This is a genomic window from Streptomyces sp. NPDC127106, assembly GCF_042677605.1.
GTDB lineage: Bacteria > Actinomycetota > Actinomycetes > Streptomycetales > Streptomycetaceae > Streptomyces.
The window spans coordinates 8,899-27,178 of record NZ_JBHXTC010000067.1 but is presented as its reverse complement, the minus strand read 5'-3'; the positions used below and the strand labels follow the sequence as shown (position 1 = coordinate 27,178).

The following is an 18,280-nucleotide window of genomic DNA, read 5'->3' as shown; positions in this document are numbered from 1 at the left end:
TCATTCATGGAGACCATGGAGACCGAGACGGCCACCCTCCCCCAGACTCCGTCCGGGGAGACCCCCTGGCTTACCGACGCCGAGCAGTGCACCTGGCGGACCCATCTGGACGTCAGCAGACTGCTGATGCACCAGCTGGAAAAGGATCTCCAGCCCTTCGGACTCACCAACAACGACTACGAGATCCTGGTCAACCTCTCGGAGTCCGCGGACCATCGGATGCGGATGAGCGATCTGGCGACGTCGACACTGCAGTCCAAGAGCCGGCTGTCCCACCAGATCACCCGGATGGAGAACGCCGGCCTGGTCGTCCGCGTGAACTGCGAGTCCGACCGCCGGGGCCTGTATGCCGTCCTGACGGACGAGGGCATGGAGCTCATGCGGAAGGTCGCCCCGCACCACGTGGCGTCCGTCCGCCGACACTTCATCGACCTGATGCCACCGGAGGCCCTGGCGGCGCTGCGCAGCTCCCTGGAGCCCGTCGCGGAGCACCTGCGCACCCAGCGCGGCAAGGGCTGATCCGGCCCCGCGCCCGGGTGTAGTGGTCATCGCGCGTAGACCGCGCATCAGCGGCCTCGGCCGGCACCACTGCATCGGACGTACCGCACGCATCACACACCACAGGAGCCGCACCCCGTCACGGGGGGGCGGCTCCTGTGGGTTCCGGCCGGGGCCGCGGTCAGGCGTTGGGGCGCTTCCCGTGGTTGGCCTTCTTCTTCTTGCGCGCTCGCTTCTTGTTGCCGCGCTTCGCCATGACGCCACTCCCTCAATGGGCTGTTATCGGGGCATTCCGGGCGTCGTCAGTCTACGTTCGGCCCATGCGCCCCGCAGGGAGCCCGCGGCCGCACGGGTGAGCCCCGGGAAAACGGCCCCGGCCCTCCGTGCGCCACCTCAGCCCTCCGTGAGGGTGGCCGGTCAGCCCTCCGTGAGGGTGGCCAGCAGGGCGTCCGCGGCCGCGTACGGGTCGAGCTCGCCCTGCGCCACCCGTGCCGCCAGGGCCCCCAGGTGGGCGTCCCCGTGCACGTCGGCCATCCGGGCCCGCAGCGAGGTCACGGCGATGGTCTCCACCTCGCGCGCGGCCCGCGCGGCCCGCCGCTCGGCCAGCACCCCGTGCTCGTCCATCCAGGCCCGGTGCTTCTCCAGCGCCTCGACCAGCTCGTCGACGCCCTGGGCGCGCGCCGCGACCGTCTTGACGATGGGCGGCCGCCAGTCGCCGGGCCCGCGCGCCTCGCCCAGGCCCAGCATGTGGTTCAGCTCCCGGGCGGTAGCGTCGGCGCCGTCCCGGTCGGCCTTGTTGACCACGTACACGTCGCCGATCTCCAGGATGCCCGCCTTCGCGGCCTGGATCCCGTCGCCCATCCCGGGGGCCAGCAGGACCACGGAGGTGTCGGCCTGGGAGGCGATCTCCACCTCCGACTGCCCGACGCCGACCGTCTCGACCAGGATCACGTCGCAGCCGGCCGCGTCCAACACCCGGATCGCCTGCGGGGCCGCCCAGGCCAGGCCGCCCAGGTGGCCGCGGGTGGCCATCGAGCGGATGTACACGCCCGGGTCGGAGGCGTGGTCCGACATGCGCACCCGGTCACCGAGCAGCGCACCCCCGGAGAACGGCGAGGACGGGTCGACGGCGAGCACGCCGACCCGCTTGCCCGCCCTGCGGTACGCCGAGACCAGCGCCGAGGTGGAGGTCGACTTGCCGACGCCCGGCGAGCCCGTCAGGCCCACCACGTACGCCCCGCCCGTCAGCGGGGCCAGCGCCGCCATCACCTCGCGCAGCTGCGGGGACGCCCCCTCGACCAGCGAGATCAGCCGGGCCACCGCTCTCGGCCTGCCGTCACGCGCCTGGGCCACCAGCTGGGGGACGTCCACCGTCATACGTGCTGCGCTCCTCGTTCTCGCCGCGGATGCGGATGCGGATGCGCCCGTACCCGGCACGGCGCGCCGGGTACGGGCAGGGTGTACTAGGCCTGGGGGACCCGGACGATCAGGGCGTCGCCCTGGCCGCCGCCGCCGCACAGCGCGGCCGCGCCGACGCCGCCGCCGCGGCGCTGGAGCTCCAGCGCCAGGTGCAGCACCACGCGGGCGCCGGACATGCCGATCGGGTGGCCCAGGGCGATGGCACCGCCGTTGACGTTCACCTTTTCCGGGGTCACGCCCAGGTCCTTCATTGACTGCACGGCGACCGCCGCGAAGGCCTCGTTGATCTCGATGAGGTCCAGGTCGGAGACCTCCAGGCCCTCCTTCTTCAGGGCGTGCAGGATCGCGTTCGAGGGCTGCGACTGCAGGGAGTTGTCCGGACCGGCCACGTTGCCGTGGGCGCCGATCTCGGCGATCCACTCCAGGCCCAGCTCCTCGGCCTTGGCCTTGCTCATCACGACCACGGCGGCCGCGCCGTCGCTGATCTGCGAGGAGGTGCCGGCGGTGATGGTGCCCTCCTTGGCGAAGGCCGGGCGCAGCTTGGCCAGGGACTCCACCGTGGTCTCCGGGCGGATGCCCTCGTCCTGGGTGAACAGGACCGGGTCGCCCTTGCGCTGCGGGATCTCGACCGGGGTGATCTCGGCCTCGAAGACGCCGTTCTTCTGGGCGGCGGCGGCGCGCTGGTGGGAGCCGGCGGCGAACTCGTCCTGCGGGGCGCGCTCGATGCCGAGGCGGGCGTTGTGCTTCTCGGTGGACTCGCCCATGGCGATGTTCTCGAAGGCGTCGGTGAGGCCGTCGTACGCCATCGCGTCGAGCATGCCGATCGCGCCGTACTTGAAGCCCTCGCGGGACTTCGGCAGCAGGTGCGGGGCGTTGGTCATGGACTCCTGGCCGCCCGCGACGACGACGTCGAACTCCCCGGCGCGGATGAGCTGGTCGGCCAGCGCGATCGCGTCGAGGCCGGAGAGGCAGACCTTGTTGACCGTCAGGGCGGGCACGTTCATCGGGATGCCGGCCTTGACGGCGGCCTGGCGGGCCGGGATCTGGCCCGCGCCGGCCTGCAGCACCTGGCCCATGATCACGTACTGGACCTGGTCGCCGGTGATGCCGGCCCGCTCCAGAGCGGCCTTGATGGCGATCCCGCCGAGCTCGGCACCCGAGAAGGACTTCAGCGAGCCGAGCAGCCGCCCCATGGGCGTGCGGGCCCCGGCGACGATCACGGACGTGGTGTTGTTCGTTCCGGACATGGAGCACAGCCCCTTGAGGATGAGGAGTGAACGAGGGTTTACCTGAATGTACTGAGCGGTACCCGCGCCGTCATCGGGCAGTCGGTGTGATCGCTGGCACGTTGCGTGACCGCCTCCCGCAGCGGTCCACTGGTTCCATGCTGACAAGAATCGACCACATCGGGATCGCCTGCTTCGACCTGGACAAGACCGTCGAGTTCTACCGTGCCACGTACGGCTTCGAGGTGTTCCACACCGAGGTCAACGAGGAGCAGGGCGTCCGCGAGGCCATGCTCAAGATCAACGAGACCTCCGACGGCGGCGCCTCCTACCTCCAGCTGCTGGAGCCCACCCGCGAGGACTCCGCGGTCGGCAAGTGGCTGGCCAAGAACGGCGAGGGCGTGCACCACATCGCCTTCGGCACCGAGGACGTCCGCGGCGACTCCGAGGCCATCCGCGGCAAGGGCGTCCGGGTGCTGTACGACGAGCCCCGCCGGGGCTCGATGGGCTCCTCGATCACCTTCCTGCACCCCAAGGACTGCCACGGCGTCCTCACCGAGCTGGTCACCTCCCGCCCGGACGAGTCGCACGCCGGGCACGACGACTGACCGGCCCTGCGGCGGCCGGCCGGCCCTGACGTCCCGGAGTTCGCGGACGGCCGCGTCACCGGCGGTGGTGCGCCGTCCGCCTCCGGCCGGCCGCGTCACCCGTGGTGGCGGTGTTCGCACTCGCGTCCCGCAGGGCCGCGTACGCTCTGCAGGTCTTTTCCTCACATGCCGAGCGGTGTCCGCAGGGCCTTCCGGCCGGGCGCCGCACCGGCACCGGGGCGCGGCCCCGTTGCAGGCCGGAAGCCCGCGGCGGACCCCGGCCCCTGCCGGGGCGCCGGCAACAGCGTGACCTGCACGGCCGGATGTGCACCGGAAACACCGGCTGCGCCCCGGGATGCGTGCATTCGAACATCGCAAATCCACCCTCAAGGGGCCTTCCCCCCGACCCGGACCGTCCCTGCCGTGACCCGAGGAGGGACCTGACAGCCCACCGGGTCCGGGATCAGTGGAAGCACGCACTGATGTCCCCATTCCCCGGCCGGTAGAGTGGCCATGGCTCGGCCGGGGTTCGGTGCTTCAGACGGGGTCGGGGCCTGTGACCCCTGCCCGGGTATCTGACACCATTCCCCCGGGGGCGCCGTTCAGCGGGCGGACGGTGCTCATTTGGGAGTGAGCTTGCGACCAGGGGACGGATGGGACCGCGCTGTGCGGGGCTACGAAAGCCAGGAGAGCCTTCAGGCTGAGGCCGATCATCTCTCGCTCTTCGAAGCGGAGATGGAGCGGCTCAAGAAGGAGCGCGGAAAAGCCGTCCAGCACGCCGAGGACCTCGGCTACCAGGTCGAGGTCCTGCGCGCGAAGCTGCACGAGGTGCGGCGCGCGCTCGCGTCCCGCCCCGCGTACGACGGCGCGGACATGGGATATCAGGCGGAGCAGCTGCTGCGCAATGCCCAGATCCAGGCGGACCAGATGCGTTCGGACGCCGAGCGCGAGCTGCGCGAGGCCCGGGCGCAGACGCAGCGCATCCTCCAGGAGCACGCCGAGCACCAGGCCCGGCTCCAGGCCGAGCTGCACGCCGAGGCCGTCAACCGCCGCCAGCGGCTGGACCAGGAGCTCAACGAGCGCCGCCAGACCGTCGAGGCGCACGTCAACGAGAACGTCGCCTGGGCCGAACAGCTGCGCGCCCGTACGGAGTCCCAGGCCCGCCGGCTCATGGACGAGTCCCGTGCCGAGGCCGAGCAGTCCCTGAACGCCGCCCGGGCCGAGGCCGCCCGCGTCGCCGAGGAGACCCGCCGCCGCCTGGCCGCCGACGCCGAGGCCACGCGTGCCGAGGCCGAGGCGACGCTGCTGCGCGCCCGCAAGGAGGCGGAGCGGCTGCTGACCGCCGCCTCGACGCAGGCCCAGGAGGCCACCGAGCACGCGGAGCGGCTGCGTTCGGCGAGCACCGCCGAGGCCGAGCAGACCCGGCAGCAGACCCTGGACCTCGGCCGTGTCGCCGAACAGCGGGTCCAGGAGGCCGACGGGGCCCTGCGCGAGGCGCGCGCCGAGGCGGAGCGCGTCCTCGCCGAGGCCAAGGAGAGCGCCGCCCGGCAGCTGACCTCGGCGGAGTCCGTCAACGAGCAGCGCACGCGCACCGCCAAGGAGCAGGTCGCCCGGCTGGTGGGCGAGGCCACCAAGGAGGCCGAGACCCTCAAGGCCGAGGCCGAGCAGGTGCTCGCCGACGCCCGCGCCGACGTGGAGCGGCAGCGCGCCGAGGCCGCCGAGCAGGCCCGTGCCGCGGCGGCCGAGGACACGGCCGCCCAGCTGGCGAAGGCCGCCCGCACGGCCGAGGAGATGCTGACCAAGGCGTCGGAGAACGCGCAGGCCACGACCCGGGCCGCGTCCGAGGAGGCCGAGCGGATCCGCCGCGAGGCAGAGGCCGAGGCGGAGCGGCTGCGCGCCCAGGCCGCGGACGTCGCCGCCGAGCTCAAGGGCGCCGCGAAGGACGACACCGAGGAGTACCGGGCCCGCACCGTCCAACTCCAGGAGGAGGCACGGCGGCTGCGCGGCGAGGCGGAGCAGCTGCGCGCCGAGGCCGTGGCCGAGGGCGAGCGGATCCGCGGCGAGGCCCGTCGCGAGGCGGTCCAGCAGATCGAGGAGGCGGCCAAGACCGCCGAGGAGCTGCTCGGCAAGGCCAAGGCGGACGCGGACGAGCTGCGCGCCGGGGCGACCGCCGAGAGCGAGCGGGTGCGCGCGGAGGCCGTCGAGCGGGCCACCACCCTGCGCCGGCAGGCCGAGGAGACCCTGGAGCGGACCCGCACCGAGGCCGAGCGGCTGCGCACCGAGGCCGAGGAGCGGGCCGAGGCGGTGCGCGCCGAGGCGGACGCCGCGGCCCGCGCCCGGCGCGAGGAGACCGAGCAGGCCCTGGCCGGCAAGCGCGCCGAGGCCGAGGAGGAACTCACCCGCCTGCACGCGGAGGCCGAGGGCCGGTTGGCCACGGCCGAGCAGACGCTGCGCGACGCCCGCGGCGCGGCCGAGGCCATCCGCCGCGAGGCCGCGGAGGAGACCGACCGGCTGCGCACCGAGGCGGCGGAGCGCATCCGCAGCCTGCGGGAGCAGTCGGAGGCGGAGGCCGACCGGCTGCGCACCGAGGCGGCGGACGACGCCGGGCGGGCGCGGGCCGAGGCCGAGCAGGTGGCCGTACGGCTGCGCACCGAGGCCGAGACCGAGGCCGAGCGGGTGCGTACGGAGGCCCAGGAGACGGCGGCCCGGCTGCGCGCCGAGGCGAAGGCCGCCGCCGAGCGGGTCGCCGAGGAGGCGGCCGAGGCGCTGGCCGCCGCGCAGGAGGAGTCCGCGCGGCGCCGCCGGGAGGCCGAGGAGACGCTGGCGTCGGCGCGCACCGACGCGGACAGCGAGCGGGCGCAGGCCCGCGAGCAGAGCGAGGAGCTGCTGGCCGCGGCCCGCAAGCGCACGGAGGAGGCGCAGGCCGAGGCGGCCCGCCTGACCGAGGAGGCGGAGCGGCGCGCGGCCGAGCTGGTGTCGGCGGCGGAGGCCACCGCCCAGCAGGTGCGGGACTCCGTGTCCGGGCTGCGCGAGGAGGCCGAGGAGGAGATCGCCGGGCTGCGCAGCGCCGCCGAGCACGCGGCGGAGCGCACCCGGACGGAGGCCGAGGAGGAGGCCGCCCGCGTCCGCACCGACGCCTACGAGGAGCGCGAGCGGGCGACCGCGGACGCCGACCGGATCCGCACCGAGGCGCGCACCGAGACGGATGCGGCGAAGGCGCTGGCAGAGCGGACGGTCGCGGACGCGATCACCGAGGCGGAGCAGCTGCGCACCGACACCGCCGAGTACGCCCAGCGGGTGCGTACGGAGGCCACGGACGCGTTGGCCGCGGCGGAGCGGGACGCCGCCCGCACCCGGGCCGACGCCCGCGGCGACGCCAACCGGATCCGCGGTGAGGCCGGGGAGGCGCTGGAGGCCTCGCGCGCCGAGGGTGCACGGATCGTCGAGGACGCGACGGCCGAGGCCGAGCGGATCACCGAGGAGACGCGCGCGGCCAACGAGGCCACCGTGACCGGGGCGACCGCGGAGGCGGAGCGCCTCACGACCGAGGCCGAGGAAGCGGCGGAGGCCACCCGCGTCGAGGCCGCGGGCGTCCTGGACGAGGCCCGGTCGGAGGCCAACCGGCTGCGCACGGAGGCCGCAGAGCAGGCGGACCGGCTCGTCACCGAGGCCGTGTCCGAGGCGGAGCGCCTCACGGAGGAGACGCGCGCGGCGACCGCGAAGGCGCTCGACGAGGCGAAGGCGAAGGCCGACAAGCTCACCCGGCAGGCGGCCGACACGATGGCCGCGGCCGAGCGGGACGCGGCCCGCGTCCTGGTCGACGCCCGCAACGAGGGCGACCGCCTGGTCGACGAGGTGCGCGCGGCCAACGAGCTGACGGTCGGCGAGGCGGCCGAGGAGGCCGAGCGGCTGCGCACCGAGGCGACGCAGGTCCTGGAGGACGCCCGCGCGGAGGGCGGCCGGATCGTCGGCGACGCCACCGCTGAGGCGGACCGGGTCACGGCCGCGGCGGCCGAGACCCTGGAGAGCGCCGAGCGGGAGTCCGAGCAGACCCTGGACGACGCGCGTGCGGAGGCCAACCGGCTGCGTACGGAGGCCGCCGAGCAGGCGGACCGGCTCATCACGGAGGCGGCGGCCGAGGCGGACCAGCTCACCGCGCAGACCCGCCGGGACAACGAGCGCACGGTCGGCGAGGCCGCGGCGGAGGCCGAGCGGCTGCGCGCCGAGGCCTCGGAGGCGCTGTCCTCGGCGCAGGAGCACGCGGCGCGCACCCGCTCGGAGGCCGACCGGGCCAAGGCGGACGCGGTCGCGGCGGCGGAGCGCACCCTGACCTCGGCGCGCGAGGAGTCCGAGCAGCTGCTGGACGAGGCGCGCGAGGAGGCCGGCAAGCGGCGTACCGAGGCCGCGGAGCAGGTGGACCGGCTCATCAGTGAGGCGGCGGCCGAGGCGGACAAGCTCATCGCGGACGCGCAGGCGCAGGCCGTGGCCGCGACGACGGGTGCGGAGGAGCAGGCCGACCAGATGGTCGACGCCGCCCGCAAGGAGGCGAAGCGGATCGCCGCCGAGGCCACCGTCGAGGGCAACTCCCTGGTGGAGAAGGCCCGTACGGACGCGGACGAGCTGCTGGTCGGCGCGCGTTCGGACGCCGCCGCCATAAGGGAGCGGGCGGAGGAGCTGCGCTCCCGCGTCGAGGGCGAGATCGAGGAGCTGCACGAGCGGGCCCGCCGGGAGACGGCCGAGCAGATGAAGTCGGCCGGCGAGCGCGTGGACAAGCTGGTGCGCGCGGCGACCGAGCAGAGCGAGGAGGCCGAGGCGAAGGCCAAGGCCCTGGTGTCGGACGCGAGCAGTGAGGCGAGCAAGGTGCGCATCGCGGCGGTCCGCAAGGCGGAGGCGCTGCTGAAGGAGGCGGAGCAGAAGAAGGCCGAGCTGTCGCGGCTGGCGGAGGCCGCCCTGGCGGAGGCCAAGGAGGAGGCCGAGCGGATCGTCGAGGAGGGCCGGCGCGAGCTGGAGGTCCTGGTGCGCAGGCGGGAGGACATCCAGGCGGAGATCTCCCGTGTCCAGGACGTTCTTGAGGCGTTGGAATCATTCGAGGCGCCTTCGGGTGGAAAGCCTTCGATCGGTAGCCAGGGCCCGGGGGGCGTGAAGGCCGGTGCCGGTGCGGGTTCCACTCGTTCGGGTGGCAAGTCGTCTGAGTAGCCCACACGGGGACGGATTGTGTGCACCTGATGAAGGTTCAGGCGAACGGGTGACAAGCATTCTGCCGCCTTGCCACTCAAAAGGGGTGTCATTGTCCAGATCAAACTGGGATTGACTCGATGACACGCCGCTCGGGCGCCTAGGATTCCCCTTAACACCTCACGTAGCACCTCATCGGTCTCATCGACAGGAACCCCATGAGCGACACATCCTCCCCCTTCGGCTTCGAGCTCGTGCGGCGTGGTTACGACCGCGGTCAGGTGGACGACCGCATCACCAAGCTGGTCTCCGACCGCGACAGCGCCCTTGGACGAATCAGTGCCTTGGAAAAGCGGATCGAGGAACTGCACCTCGAAACGCAGAACGCCCAGGCCCAGGTGAGCGAGGCGGAGCCCTCGTACGCGGGACTCGGCGCCCGGGTCGAGAAGATCCTGCGGCTGGCGGAGGAGGAGGCCAAGGACCTGCGCGAGGAGGCCCGGCGCGCGGCCGAGCAGCACCGTGAGCTGGCCGAGTCGGCGGCCCAGCAGGTGCGCAACGACGCCGAGTCGTTCGCGGCCGACCGCAAGGCGAAGGCGGAGGACGAGGGCGTCCGCATCGTCGAGAAGGCCAAGGGGGACGCCGCGACCCTGCGCGCCGAGGCCCAGAAGGACGCCGCCTCCAAGCGCGAGGAGGCCGACGCGCTGTTCGAGGAGACCCGCGCCAAGGCCGCCCAGGCCGCCGCCGACTTCGAGACGAACCTGGCCAAGCGCCGCGAGCAGTCCGAGCGCGACCTGGCCTCGCGTCAGGCCAAGGCGGAGAAGCGCCTCGCGGAGATCGAGCACCGCGCGGAGCAGCTGCGCCTGGAGGCCGAGAAGCTGCGTACGGACGCCGAGCGCCGGGCCCGCCAGACGGTGGAGACCGCGCAGCGCCAGGCCGAGGACATCGTCGCCGACGCCAACGCCAAGGCGGACCGCATCCGCAGCGAGTCGGAGCGCGAGCTGGCGGCGCTCACCAACCGCCGCGACTCGATCAACGCCCAGCTGACCAACGTCCGCGAGATGCTGGCGACGCTGACCGGTGCGGCCGTCGCCGCCGCCGGCTCCCCGATGGACGACGAGCCGGTCTCCCGCGGCGTGCCGGCACAGCAGAGCCGCTGACGACGCCTCGGCCGGTGCGGCCCGGCGCCGCGGCGCGCGTGCTACCGCATGCCGCCCGCGCACAGGCGATTGACGCGCCGTCTACTCGCTGGTAGCGAAACGTCATACAAGAGGGCCCCTTGTCACCCTTTCGAGGTGGCGTGGGGCCCTCTGGCGTTCTAGCGTGAGCCGCATGATCGAGCTTGAGGCCCTTACCAAACGATTCGGCGCGAAGACCGCCGTCGACCACCTCAGCTTCCAGGTCAGACCGGGGGTGGTGACCGGCTTCCTCGGCCCCAACGGGGCGGGCAAGTCGACGACCATGCGCATGATGCTCGACCTCGACAACCCGACGAGCGGGACGGTCAGGATCAATGGAGCGCACTACCGGGACCTGTCGGAGCCGTTGAAGCACATCGGTGCACTGCTGGACGCGAAGGCCATGCACGGCGGTCGCAGTGCGTACAACAACCTGCTCTGCCTCGCCCAGTCCAACCGGATCCCGACGAGCCGGGTGGGCGAAGTGTTGGATCTCGTCGGGCTGACGCCCGTGGCGAAGAAGAAATCGAAAGGGTTTTCGCTCGGAATGGGCCAGCGGCTGGGAATCGCCGCTGCACTGCTCGGTGATCCGGAAATCCTGATGTTCGACGAGCCCGTCAACGGTCTGGACCCGGAGGGAATTCTCTGGATCCGCAATCTGATGAAGGGGCTCGCCTCCGAGGGGCGGACTGTCTTCGTCTCCTCGCACCTGATGAGCGAAATGTCGCTGACGGCGGACCATTTGATCGTGATCGGCCAAGGCAGACTGCTGGCCGATATGTCTATGGCCGATTTCATTCACCAGAACTCCCGCAGCTTCGTCCGGCTGCGCTCGCCGCAGCAGGAGCAGCTCAAGGACGTCCTGCACCAGGCCGGAATCACCGCGGTCGCCGTTCCGGACAGCGGCGCGCTGGAGATCGACGGGGCCGCCTCCGAGCAGCTCGGCGAACTGGCCGCCCAGCACGGCATCGTGCTGCACGAACTCAGCCCGCAGCGGGCTTCACTGGAGGAAGCGTTCATGCGCATGACGGCGGACTCGGTCGAGTACCACGCCCATGCCCCGGGCGCCCCCGGCGCGGCACTGCCGGGCCCGGGCGCCGCCGCCGACAACCGGGTCCCGGCGGTCGACGCCCCCGCGTGGGGCGCCGGCTACGAGGCCGACCGCAAGGGCGGGCGGTGACATGTCCTTCCCCGCGATCCTCCAGTCCGAGTGGACCAAGATCCGTACCGTCGCCTCGACCCTCTGGACCCTGGCGTCCGCCCTCGTGGTCACGGTCGGCCTGAGCGCCCTGCTGTGCGGCTTCCTCAACTCCACGTTCGAGGACATGCCGAAGGAGCAGCAGCTCACCTTCGACCCGACCATGGCCAGCTTCGCCGGCATGACCCTCGGCCAGGCCGCCGTCATCGTCTTCGGCGTCCTGGTCGTCGGCACCGAGTACAGCACCGGCATGATCCGCACCTCGCTCGCCGCCGTGCCGCGCCGCGGCAGCTTCCTGGCCGGCAAGCTGACCGCGGCCACCGCCCTCGCCCTCGTCGTGGGCCTGGTCACCAGCTTCCTGTCCTTCTTCGTCGGACAGGCCCTCCTCGGCGAGCACAGCATCGCCATCGGGGAGCCCAACGTGCTGCGCGCGGTGGTCGGCGCCGGTCTGTACATGGCCGTGCTGGCACTGTTCTCCATGGGCATGACGATGATCCTGCGCAGCTCGATGCTGGCCCTCGGCATCCTGCTGCCGCTCTTCTTCCTCATCTCGCCGATCCTGAGCTCCGTCGACGCCACCCGGAAGGTCGCCGAGTACCTCCCGAACACGGCCGGCAGCACGATCATGCAGACGGTCCAGGTCACGCTGGACGGCAGCGAGCCGCCGTACGGCCCGTGGGGCGGGTTCGCGATCATGGTCGCGTGGGCGCTCGCCGCGGTGGTCGGGGGCTTCCTCATGCTGAAGAACCGCGACGCCTGACGGCGCCGTGATGTGGGGTCCGTCTCAAGACGGACCCCGCTTCATGATCCGCCTCAGGGCGGACATCCCCCGTACTACGGGTCTTCCCCGGGTCGGGGTCAGGGACAGCTCAGGGATCGGCCAGGGGTGGAACCGGAGCCTCCTCGATATCCTCTTAATCCTTAACTCGGACGAAAGCCGTCCGCCGGGCAAGGGGCAGAGGAATGATCGAGGCAGTCGGGCTGACCAAGCGCTTCGGCGCCAAGACCGCCGTCGACCAGCTGTCCTTCCAGGTCAGGCCAGGTCACGTGACCGGCTTCCTGGGCCCCAACGGCTCCGGCAAGTCCACCACCATGCGCATGATCCTCGGCCTGGACCGGCCCACGTCCGGCCACGTCACGATCAACGGCCACCCCTTCCGCGAGCTGCCCAACGCCCAGCGGCACGTCGGGGCCCTCCTCGACGCCAAGGCCGTGCACGGCGGCCGCCGGGCCCGCACGCACCTGCTCTCCATCGCCCAGCTGTCCGGCATCCCCGAACGCCGGGTGGACGAGGTGCTGGCCGTGGTCGGCCTCCAGGACGTGGCCCGGCAGCGCACGAAGGGCTTCTCCCTCGGCATGGGCCAGCGGCTCGGCATCGCCACCGCCCTGCTCGGCGACCCCCAGGTGCTCCTCTTCGACGAGCCGGTCAACGGGCTCGACCCCGAGGGCATCCTCTGGGTCCGCAACCTCATGCGCCGGCTCGCCGCCGAAGGCCGCACCGTCTTCGTCTCCTCGCACCTGATGAGCGAGATGGCCCTGACCGCCGACCACCTCATCGTGATCGGCCGCGGCCGGCTCCTGGCCGACCTGGGCACCCAGGAGTTCATCGCCCGCAACTCGGCCGGATTCGCGCGGGTCCGCGCGGCCGGACCGGCCGCGGATGGCCGGAACACGCTGGCGGGGGCGCTGACCAGGGCGGGCGGGCGGGTGCTCCAGGAGGCCGACGGGGCGCTGCGGGTGACCGGCCTGGAGCTGCCGCAGATCTCGGACCTCGCCCACGAGGCCGGCGTACGGCTGTGGGAGCTGTCCCCGCACCGGGCCTCGCTGGAGGAGGCGTACATGCGGCTGACCCAGTCCTCCGTCGAGTACACCTCCACCGAGGACCCGCGGGCGGAGCTGTGGGAGCCCGACCCGCTGGCCCTGCCCGTCTGGGAGGACGAGCCCGCGGCGCCCGAGGTCCCGCAGGACGGTTTCTTCGCTCCCCCGCCGCCCGGTGCGGGCGGCAAGCCCTTCCTGATGCCCAGTAGCCCCGGCGAGCTCGCCGCCACCGCCAACAACGCCCCCTCGGACACGCGCAAGGACACCCGATGACCGGCCCCACGTCGACCGCGGACCAGCCGAAGGACCAGCTGGAGGACCAGCTGGAGGACCGTCCGGCGGCCGTGCGGGAGAGCTACGTCTCGCCGCTGCCCACGCCCCGGCCGCACCTGGGCCACGCCCTCGCCTCGGAGTGGACCAAGCTGGTCTCGGTGCGCTCCACTCTGTTCACGCTCGGCTCCCTCGTCGTGCTCGTCGTCGGCATCGGACTGCTCGCCGTCATCGAGATCCGCGACACCGACGACGCGCTCACGCCGGCGACCGCGCCCGCCCTGTTCGGGCTGCTGATCGGCCAGGTCGCCGTGATGGCGCTCGGCGTCCTGACCATCACCTCCGAGTACGGGACCGGGCTGATCCGGACGACCTTCACCGCAGCACCCGGCCGCGCCCGCGTGCTCACCGCGAAGTACCTCGTCTTCGCCGGCGTCGCCTTCGCCGCCATCGCCGGCTCGGTCGCGGTGGTCGGGTTCGCCTCCCTGATCCTGCGCGACGGCATCGGCAGCCAGCACGGCGTCGGGGAGTGGGCCCACGCCCTGGCCGGCTGCGCTTACGTCACCCTCCTCGGGGTCCTCGGCCTCGCCGTCGGCGCGATGCTGCGGCACTCCGCCGGGGCCATCACCCTGATGCTGGCGCTGGTCACCGTCCCGCCGGTCGCCGGGGGGATGCTGACCACCTGGGAGCGCCTGGCCCCGATCGGCCGCACGATCCTCGAGTACAACGCCCCGGTCGCGCTGATGCAGCTGTTCGGCGTGCCCAACGGGATCGAGGGGGAGCGGCTCCCGAGCGACTGGTCCCACGTGGTGCTGATCCTGCTCGTGACGGGGGCCGCGGTGGCCGGCTCGTACGTGCTCGTCGGCCGCCGCGACGTGTAGGACCGCCGGCTGCCCGTGAGGATCGGGGGGCTGTCAGTACTTGGGGGCGTTCCTGGACCGCTGCACCCGTGTGGTGCGGCGGTCCTTCGCGTTCCAGCAGGCCTTGTGCCAGTGCCGGCGGTCGTCCACACCGCCGTACTCCGGCCAGGCCACCAGGTGCGGGGTGCCGGAGGGGATCTCCTGGTCGCACCCCGGGCAGCGGTAGCGCTTGCCCACCGCGCTCGCGCCCGCGACGTGCCGGACCTTCCACTCCTCGCCGAGGTACTCCTCGGTGCGCTCCAGCCCGAACCGGTCGGCTGCCGCCGGACCGGGGCCGGAGCCCTCCGCCGCACGGCCGGCTGACTTCCCGCCGCCCTTGGGGCGGTTGTGGCGCGGTGACACGTATACCTCACGAATGGGCGGACGGCAGTGACTTTCTCCCAGACTACGCGCAGCGGGGGCGCCTCCACGCAGGGTGGCGGAGAGAGGCCGGGGACGGACCGCCCACCGAGGGCGACTGGCCTGACTATCCCAATAACTTTCCTGTCAGGCCGTGCCTTTGGCACGTGTCAGACGTTGTTGCCAACACAAGCACCGGTCGCACCTGGGGGAGGCCGCGTCAGCCAACGAGGAGGCTAAGGCGATGCGCGTAGGAGCGTTTGTAGTGGCGGCCCAGTTCCCGGGCCAGGGTCAGGGGGAGACGCTGCACCGGGCGGTGCGCACGGCGGAGGTGGCGGAGGAGGCCGGGCTCGACTCCGTGTGGCTCGCCGAGCACCACTTCGTCCCGTACGGGGTGTGCCCCTCGGCGGTGACCCTCGCGGCCCTGCTGCTGGGCCGGACGCGGCGGCTGCGGGTCGGCACGGCCGTGAGCGTGCTGCCGAACACGCACCCGGTGGCCCTCGGTGAACAGGCGGCGCTGCTGCACCTCACCTCGGGCGGCCGGTTCACCCTCGGGGTGGGCCGGGGCGGCCCCTGGGTGGACCTGGAGGTCTTCGGCGCCGGCCTGCGCGCGTACGAGAACGGCTTCCCCGAGGACCTGGACCTGCTCCGGCGCTGGCTGACCGAGCCGAGGGTGTCCGCCCTCGGCGAGCGGCACGTCTTTCGCCGGGTGGCCGTCGTACCGCGCCCGGCGGAGGCGCTGGACGGGGACGGATCCGGACCGGAAGTGATCGTCGCCTGCACCTCCCCCGCGTCGGTGCGACTGGCCGCGGAGCGGGGGCTGCCGATGCTGCTGGGCATGCACTGCGGGGACGAGGAGAAGACGGCCATGGTCGCGCTCTACCGCCGCACGGCCGCCGCTGCCGGCCACGACCCGCACGCCCCCCACGTGTCGGCGGGCGTGTGCCAGCTCGCGGACCGCACCGCGGACGCGCGCGAGACCCTGGCGAAGGCGATGCCGGGCTGGCTGAAGCAGGGCCTGGAGGCGCACGTGACGGTGGACGGCCGCGTGCGCGCGATGCGGGACCCCGTCGCCTATACCGAGCTGCTCTGCGACCTGCACCCGGTGGGCACCCCGCGGCGGGCGGCGGACCGGCTGGCCGCGACTGCGGAGCGGACCGGCATCACGCGGTTCGCCCTGCTGATGGAGGGCTCGGGCGACCTCGCCGCGACCGAGGAGAACGTACGGCGCCTGGGTACCGAGGTGCTGCCCCGCATCGGCTGAGGCCTCCGGCGGCCCGGGCCCGCACCCGGCGCGGGTCCTGGCGCCGGCCTACCTTCCTTGCCTGGCTGCCGCTCCGGTATCCGTGGCACCTCCCCCGATACGGAGCGGCAGCAAGAGTACGGTCGTGCAGGTCGGGCCGGCGCGGGGCCGGGGCCGGTCACGCGGGCCGCTGCGACACGGGTCGGGCCGGTCGGGCCGTCCGCCGGGCTAGCAGTCCCGCAGCTCCGGCGACTGGTTGAGCAGCTGGGCGCGGACCGACGTGAACCTGGCGAGCCGGTCGTCCGCGGACGCGTCCAGCGGGAACACCGCCACGCGGTGGCAGTTCTGGAAGGCCAGGCGCACCCCGAAGTGCCGCTGCAGCGCACCCCGTATCGCGTCGCTCGCGAGCGCGCGCAGCAGCTGCCCGCGCGCGTGCTCGTCGGGCGGCGGCGTCTGGTTGTCGGCGAAGTCCCCGCCGTCCACCTTCAGCTGTGCCACGAGCGAGCTGATCATCTCCCATGCGAAGGGCAGGGAGGTCCGGACGCAGTCGACGAAGGCGGCTTCGTCGACCTCGCCTCGCTCGGCCTGTTCGAGTAGGGCCGGTGAGACGTCGAGCGACATGGGTTCTCCTCTCGCGACCCCGGCCCTCTGGGTAGCCGGAGTCTTACGGGCAGGGAAGGAGACCGGCGACGCAGTGTGCACGCTCGACGACCTCCCGCTTCCACGGTAGGCGCCCACCGGGTGCCGCACCAGGAGAATGCGCATACAACGCGCCATCGGCGAACGGGGCTTTCGGGGGCGAATCGCGTGGAGGCGGGTCGGTCGAGTAGCGTTGCCGACCATGCGTCTCGTCATTGCCCGCTGCTCCGTCGACTACGCGGGCCGGCTCACCGCCCATCTGCCCTCGGCACCCCGTCTGATCCTCGTGAAGGCTGACGGCAGTGTCTCCATCCACGCGGACGACCGGGCGTACAAACCGCTCAACTGGATGTCGCCGCCGTGCACCCTCAAGGAGGGGACCGGGGACGAGGCCGGCGTCTGGACCGTCGTCAACAAGGCGGGCGAGAAGCTCATCATCACCATGGAGGAAGTCCTCCACGACTCCTCCCACGAGCTCGGCGTCGACCCCGGCCTCATCAAGGACGGCGTCGAGGCGCACCTCCAGGAGCTGCTGGCCGACCGCATCGAGACGCTGGGCGAGGGCTACACCCTGATCCGCCGCGAGTACATGACGGCCATCGGCCCGGTCGACATCCTGTGCCGGGACTCCGACGGGGCGACGGTGGCGGTCGAGATCAAGCGCCGCGGCGAGATCGACGGCGTCGAGCAGCTGACGCGCTACCTGGAGCTGCTGAACCGCGATCCGCACCTGGCCCCGGTCCGGGGCGTGTTCGCGGCCCAGGAGATCAAGCCGCAGGCGCGCGTGCTGGCCACGGACCGCGGCATGGAGTGCGTCGTGCTGGACTACGACGCCCTGCGCGGCATCGAGGACGACAAGCTCCGGCTGTTCTGAGCGGCTTCCCCGAGACCGCTCGGCGGCGGTCGCACCGCTCCGGCCGTCGCCGCTGGGCCGACTCAGGTCACTAGGGCGTGGCGGCCGGTCCGGTCCCGGCGGGACCGGTGGTCGTGGTGACCGTCGGGGTCGGGGCCGGGGACTGCGACGGGGACGGCGTGGCGGTCGGGCTCGGGGCCTGGGACGTGGCCGTCGGCTTCGCCGACGAGGGCGTCTGCGGCGTCGGTACCGCTGAGGAGGGCCGGCGCGAGGGAGCAGCGGAACCCGACGCGGCCGGGGCCGCGCTCTGGCCGGGCCGGGCGGGCCCGGACTGCACGGCGGCCGGCTCGGAGGTCCCCGGCTCCGGTGCAGGATCGTTCCCTCCGGTGCTCGTCGTGCCCGGCTCGGCCGGGGCGGGGGTCGACTGGGTCACCGGACCGCTGCCGGACTCCTCCGGCTCGGACGGGGTCATCGCCAGACCCACCACCGTGCCCAGCACCACCGCGGCCAGGACTCCGGCGGCCGCGAGCAGCACCGGCTTGCGTCGCTGCCGGGCCGGGCGCGGCGCGGGGCGGGGCGGTATGAGCGCCGGCGGGACCGGGCGCGTCGGCGCGGCCGGCTTCGGGTCGAGCGGGAAGGCCTCCTCGAACACCTCGGACAGGCTGGTCGGCGCCACGCTCCGGCGGATCACCGGTACCGCGGTGGTCGCCGCCCCGGTCGCGGGCAGGGCGGTGGTGACCGCCTCCGACGCGGACAGCGCCGCCGTCACCGCCTCGGACGCGGGCGGCGCCGCCGCCGCGGGCCGGGCGACGGTCGGGGACACGGACCGGGCCGCGGGGGGGGGGGGCCGGCGCCGCCGCGGCGGGCGCGGGGGGGGGCTGTGTGTGGCGGGCGGGGGCGCCGGCCGCGCGCCGGCGCGG

15 protein-coding genes and 1 pseudogene are annotated in these 18,280 nt (G+C 73.2%); 11 read left to right on the top strand and 5 right to left on the bottom strand.

The annotated features are described in order from the left end of the window. Nucleotides 1–15: 15 nt before the first annotated feature. Nucleotides 16–519 (top strand): MarR family winged helix-turn-helix transcriptional regulator, encoded by a 504-nt coding sequence (locus ACFVGY_RS33290; protein ID WP_385684848.1) that lies wholly within the window; start codon nucleotides 16–18, stop codon nucleotides 517–519. 160 nt (nucleotides 520–679) lie between these two features. Here ACFVGY_RS33290 and ACFVGY_RS33285 read toward each other — a convergent pair whose 3' ends face one another. The 3 genes from ACFVGY_RS33285 to ACFVGY_RS33275 all read right to left on the bottom strand — a co-directional run bounded on the left by ACFVGY_RS33285 (nucleotide 680) and on the right by ACFVGY_RS33275 (nucleotide 3,164). After that, the gene (locus ACFVGY_RS33285; RefSeq protein WP_099895366.1) at nucleotides 680–754 is read right to left on the bottom strand and encodes a 50S ribosomal protein bL37; all 75 of its coding nucleotides are present in this window, start codon (nucleotides 752–754) and stop codon (nucleotides 680–682) included. Between the two features lie 161 nt (nucleotides 755–915). Next, on the bottom strand, nucleotides 916–1,875 hold the full coding sequence (gene meaB, locus ACFVGY_RS33280; RefSeq protein ID WP_385684809.1) for a methylmalonyl Co-A mutase-associated GTPase MeaB: 960 nt from the start codon (nucleotides 1,873–1,875) through the stop codon (nucleotides 916–918). A gap of 86 nt (nucleotides 1,876–1,961) precedes the next feature. Beyond that, nucleotides 1,962–3,164, bottom strand: coding sequence for an acetyl-CoA C-acetyltransferase (locus ACFVGY_RS33275; RefSeq protein WP_385684806.1), 1,203 nt, complete (start codon nucleotides 3,162–3,164; stop codon nucleotides 1,962–1,964). A gap of 137 nt (nucleotides 3,165–3,301) precedes the next feature. Here ACFVGY_RS33275 and mce point away from each other — a divergent pair, with 137 nt between their 5' ends. The 7 genes from mce (at nucleotide 3,302) to ACFVGY_RS33240 (ending at nucleotide 14,247) form a co-directional block, all read left to right on the top strand. Continuing rightward, entirely contained in the window at nucleotides 3,302–3,751 is a 450-nt protein-coding gene (mce, locus tag ACFVGY_RS33270; RefSeq protein WP_385684803.1) for a methylmalonyl-CoA epimerase, read from the top strand. A gap of 645 nt (nucleotides 3,752–4,396) precedes the next feature. Further along, entirely contained in the window at nucleotides 4,397–8,926 is a 4,530-nt protein-coding gene (gene scy, locus ACFVGY_RS33265) for a polarized growth protein Scy (RefSeq protein WP_385684800.1), read from the top strand. Between the two features lie 197 nt (nucleotides 8,927–9,123). Further along, nucleotides 9,124–10,062, top strand: coding sequence for a cellulose-binding protein (locus ACFVGY_RS33260; RefSeq protein ID WP_385684797.1), 939 nt, complete (start codon nucleotides 9,124–9,126; stop codon nucleotides 10,060–10,062). A gap of 172 nt (nucleotides 10,063–10,234) precedes the next feature. Further along, entirely contained in the window at nucleotides 10,235–11,260 is a 1,026-nt protein-coding gene (locus tag ACFVGY_RS33255) for an ABC transporter ATP-binding protein (protein WP_385684794.1), read from the top strand. A 1-nt stretch (nucleotide 11,261) separates the two neighbouring features. Next, the gene (locus tag ACFVGY_RS33250) at nucleotides 11,262–12,038 is read left to right on the top strand and encodes an ABC transporter permease subunit (protein WP_385684792.1); all 777 of its coding nucleotides are present in this window, start codon (nucleotides 11,262–11,264) and stop codon (nucleotides 12,036–12,038) included. A gap of 203 nt (nucleotides 12,039–12,241) precedes the next feature. After that, complete coding sequence (locus ACFVGY_RS33245) at nucleotides 12,242–13,369, top strand: ABC transporter ATP-binding protein (RefSeq protein WP_385684789.1); 1,128 nt, start codon at nucleotides 12,242–12,244, stop codon at nucleotides 13,367–13,369. Then, nucleotides 13,366–14,247, top strand: a complete 882-nt coding sequence (locus tag ACFVGY_RS33240; RefSeq protein ID WP_385684786.1) for an ABC transporter permease — start codon at nucleotides 13,366–13,368, stop codon at nucleotides 14,245–14,247. The genes ACFVGY_RS33245 and ACFVGY_RS33240 overlap by 4 nt, the downstream gene beginning before the upstream one ends. 33 nt (nucleotides 14,248–14,280) lie before the next feature. Here the strand turns inward: ACFVGY_RS33240 and ACFVGY_RS33235 are convergent, their stop codons facing one another. Next, nucleotides 14,281–14,628 (bottom strand): ATP/GTP-binding protein, encoded by a 348-nt coding sequence (locus ACFVGY_RS33235; RefSeq protein WP_385684783.1) that lies wholly within the window; start codon nucleotides 14,626–14,628, stop codon nucleotides 14,281–14,283. A gap of 241 nt (nucleotides 14,629–14,869) precedes the next feature. Here ACFVGY_RS33235 and ACFVGY_RS33230 point away from each other — a divergent pair, with 241 nt between their 5' ends. Next, nucleotides 14,870–15,889, top strand: coding sequence for an LLM class flavin-dependent oxidoreductase (locus ACFVGY_RS33230; RefSeq protein ID WP_385684780.1), 1,020 nt, complete (start codon nucleotides 14,870–14,872; stop codon nucleotides 15,887–15,889). Nucleotides 15,890–16,096: 207 nt separating this feature from the next. On the opposite strand, the gene ACFVGY_RS33225 is transcribed toward ACFVGY_RS33230, so the two are convergent. Beyond that, the gene (locus ACFVGY_RS33225; protein WP_360635747.1) at nucleotides 16,097–16,489 is read right to left on the bottom strand and encodes an SCO5389 family protein; all 393 of its coding nucleotides are present in this window, start codon (nucleotides 16,487–16,489) and stop codon (nucleotides 16,097–16,099) included. A 220-nt stretch (nucleotides 16,490–16,709) separates the two neighbouring features. Between ACFVGY_RS33225 and nucS the strand changes: the two genes are divergently transcribed. Further along, complete coding sequence (nucS, locus tag ACFVGY_RS33220) at nucleotides 16,710–17,381, top strand: endonuclease NucS (protein WP_385684777.1); 672 nt, start codon at nucleotides 16,710–16,712, stop codon at nucleotides 17,379–17,381. Nucleotides 17,382–17,458: 77 nt separating this feature from the next. Beyond that, nucleotides 17,459–18,280: pseudogene (locus ACFVGY_RS33215) on the top strand (hypothetical protein); the annotation flags it as partial.

Excerpts from the sequence above, each read along its gene's own strand:
- ACFVGY_RS33240 (WP_385684786.1), top strand. The coding sequence starts at position 13,366 with ATGACCGGCCCCACGTCGACCGCGGACCAGCCGAAGGACCAGCTGGAG.
- ACFVGY_RS33225 (WP_360635747.1), bottom strand. The coding sequence starts at position 16,489 with ATGTCGCTCGACGTCTCACCGGCCCTACTCGAACAGGCCGAGCGAGGC.
- meaB (WP_385684809.1), bottom strand. The coding sequence starts at position 1,875 with ATGACGGTGGACGTCCCCCAGCTGGTGGCCCAGGCGCGTGACGGCAGG.
- ACFVGY_RS33260 (WP_385684797.1), top strand. The coding sequence starts at position 9,124 with ATGAGCGACACATCCTCCCCCTTCGGCTTCGAGCTCGTGCGGCGTGGT.
- ACFVGY_RS33255 (WP_385684794.1), top strand. The coding sequence starts at position 10,235 with ATGATCGAGCTTGAGGCCCTTACCAAACGATTCGGCGCGAAGACCGCC.
- ACFVGY_RS33290 (WP_385684848.1), top strand. The coding sequence starts at position 16 with ATGGAGACCGAGACGGCCACCCTCCCCCAGACTCCGTCCGGGGAGACC.
- ACFVGY_RS33245 (WP_385684789.1), top strand. The coding sequence starts at position 12,242 with ATGATCGAGGCAGTCGGGCTGACCAAGCGCTTCGGCGCCAAGACCGCC.
- mce (WP_385684803.1), top strand. The coding sequence starts at position 3,302 with ATGCTGACAAGAATCGACCACATCGGGATCGCCTGCTTCGACCTGGAC.
- nucS (WP_385684777.1), top strand. The coding sequence starts at position 16,710 with ATGCGTCTCGTCATTGCCCGCTGCTCCGTCGACTACGCGGGCCGGCTC.
- ACFVGY_RS33275 (WP_385684806.1), bottom strand. The coding sequence starts at position 3,164 with ATGTCCGGAACGAACAACACCACGTCCGTGATCGTCGCCGGGGCCCGC.
- ACFVGY_RS33230 (WP_385684780.1), top strand. The coding sequence starts at position 14,870 with ATGCGCGTAGGAGCGTTTGTAGTGGCGGCCCAGTTCCCGGGCCAGGGT.
- ACFVGY_RS33250 (WP_385684792.1), top strand. The coding sequence starts at position 11,262 with ATGTCCTTCCCCGCGATCCTCCAGTCCGAGTGGACCAAGATCCGTACC.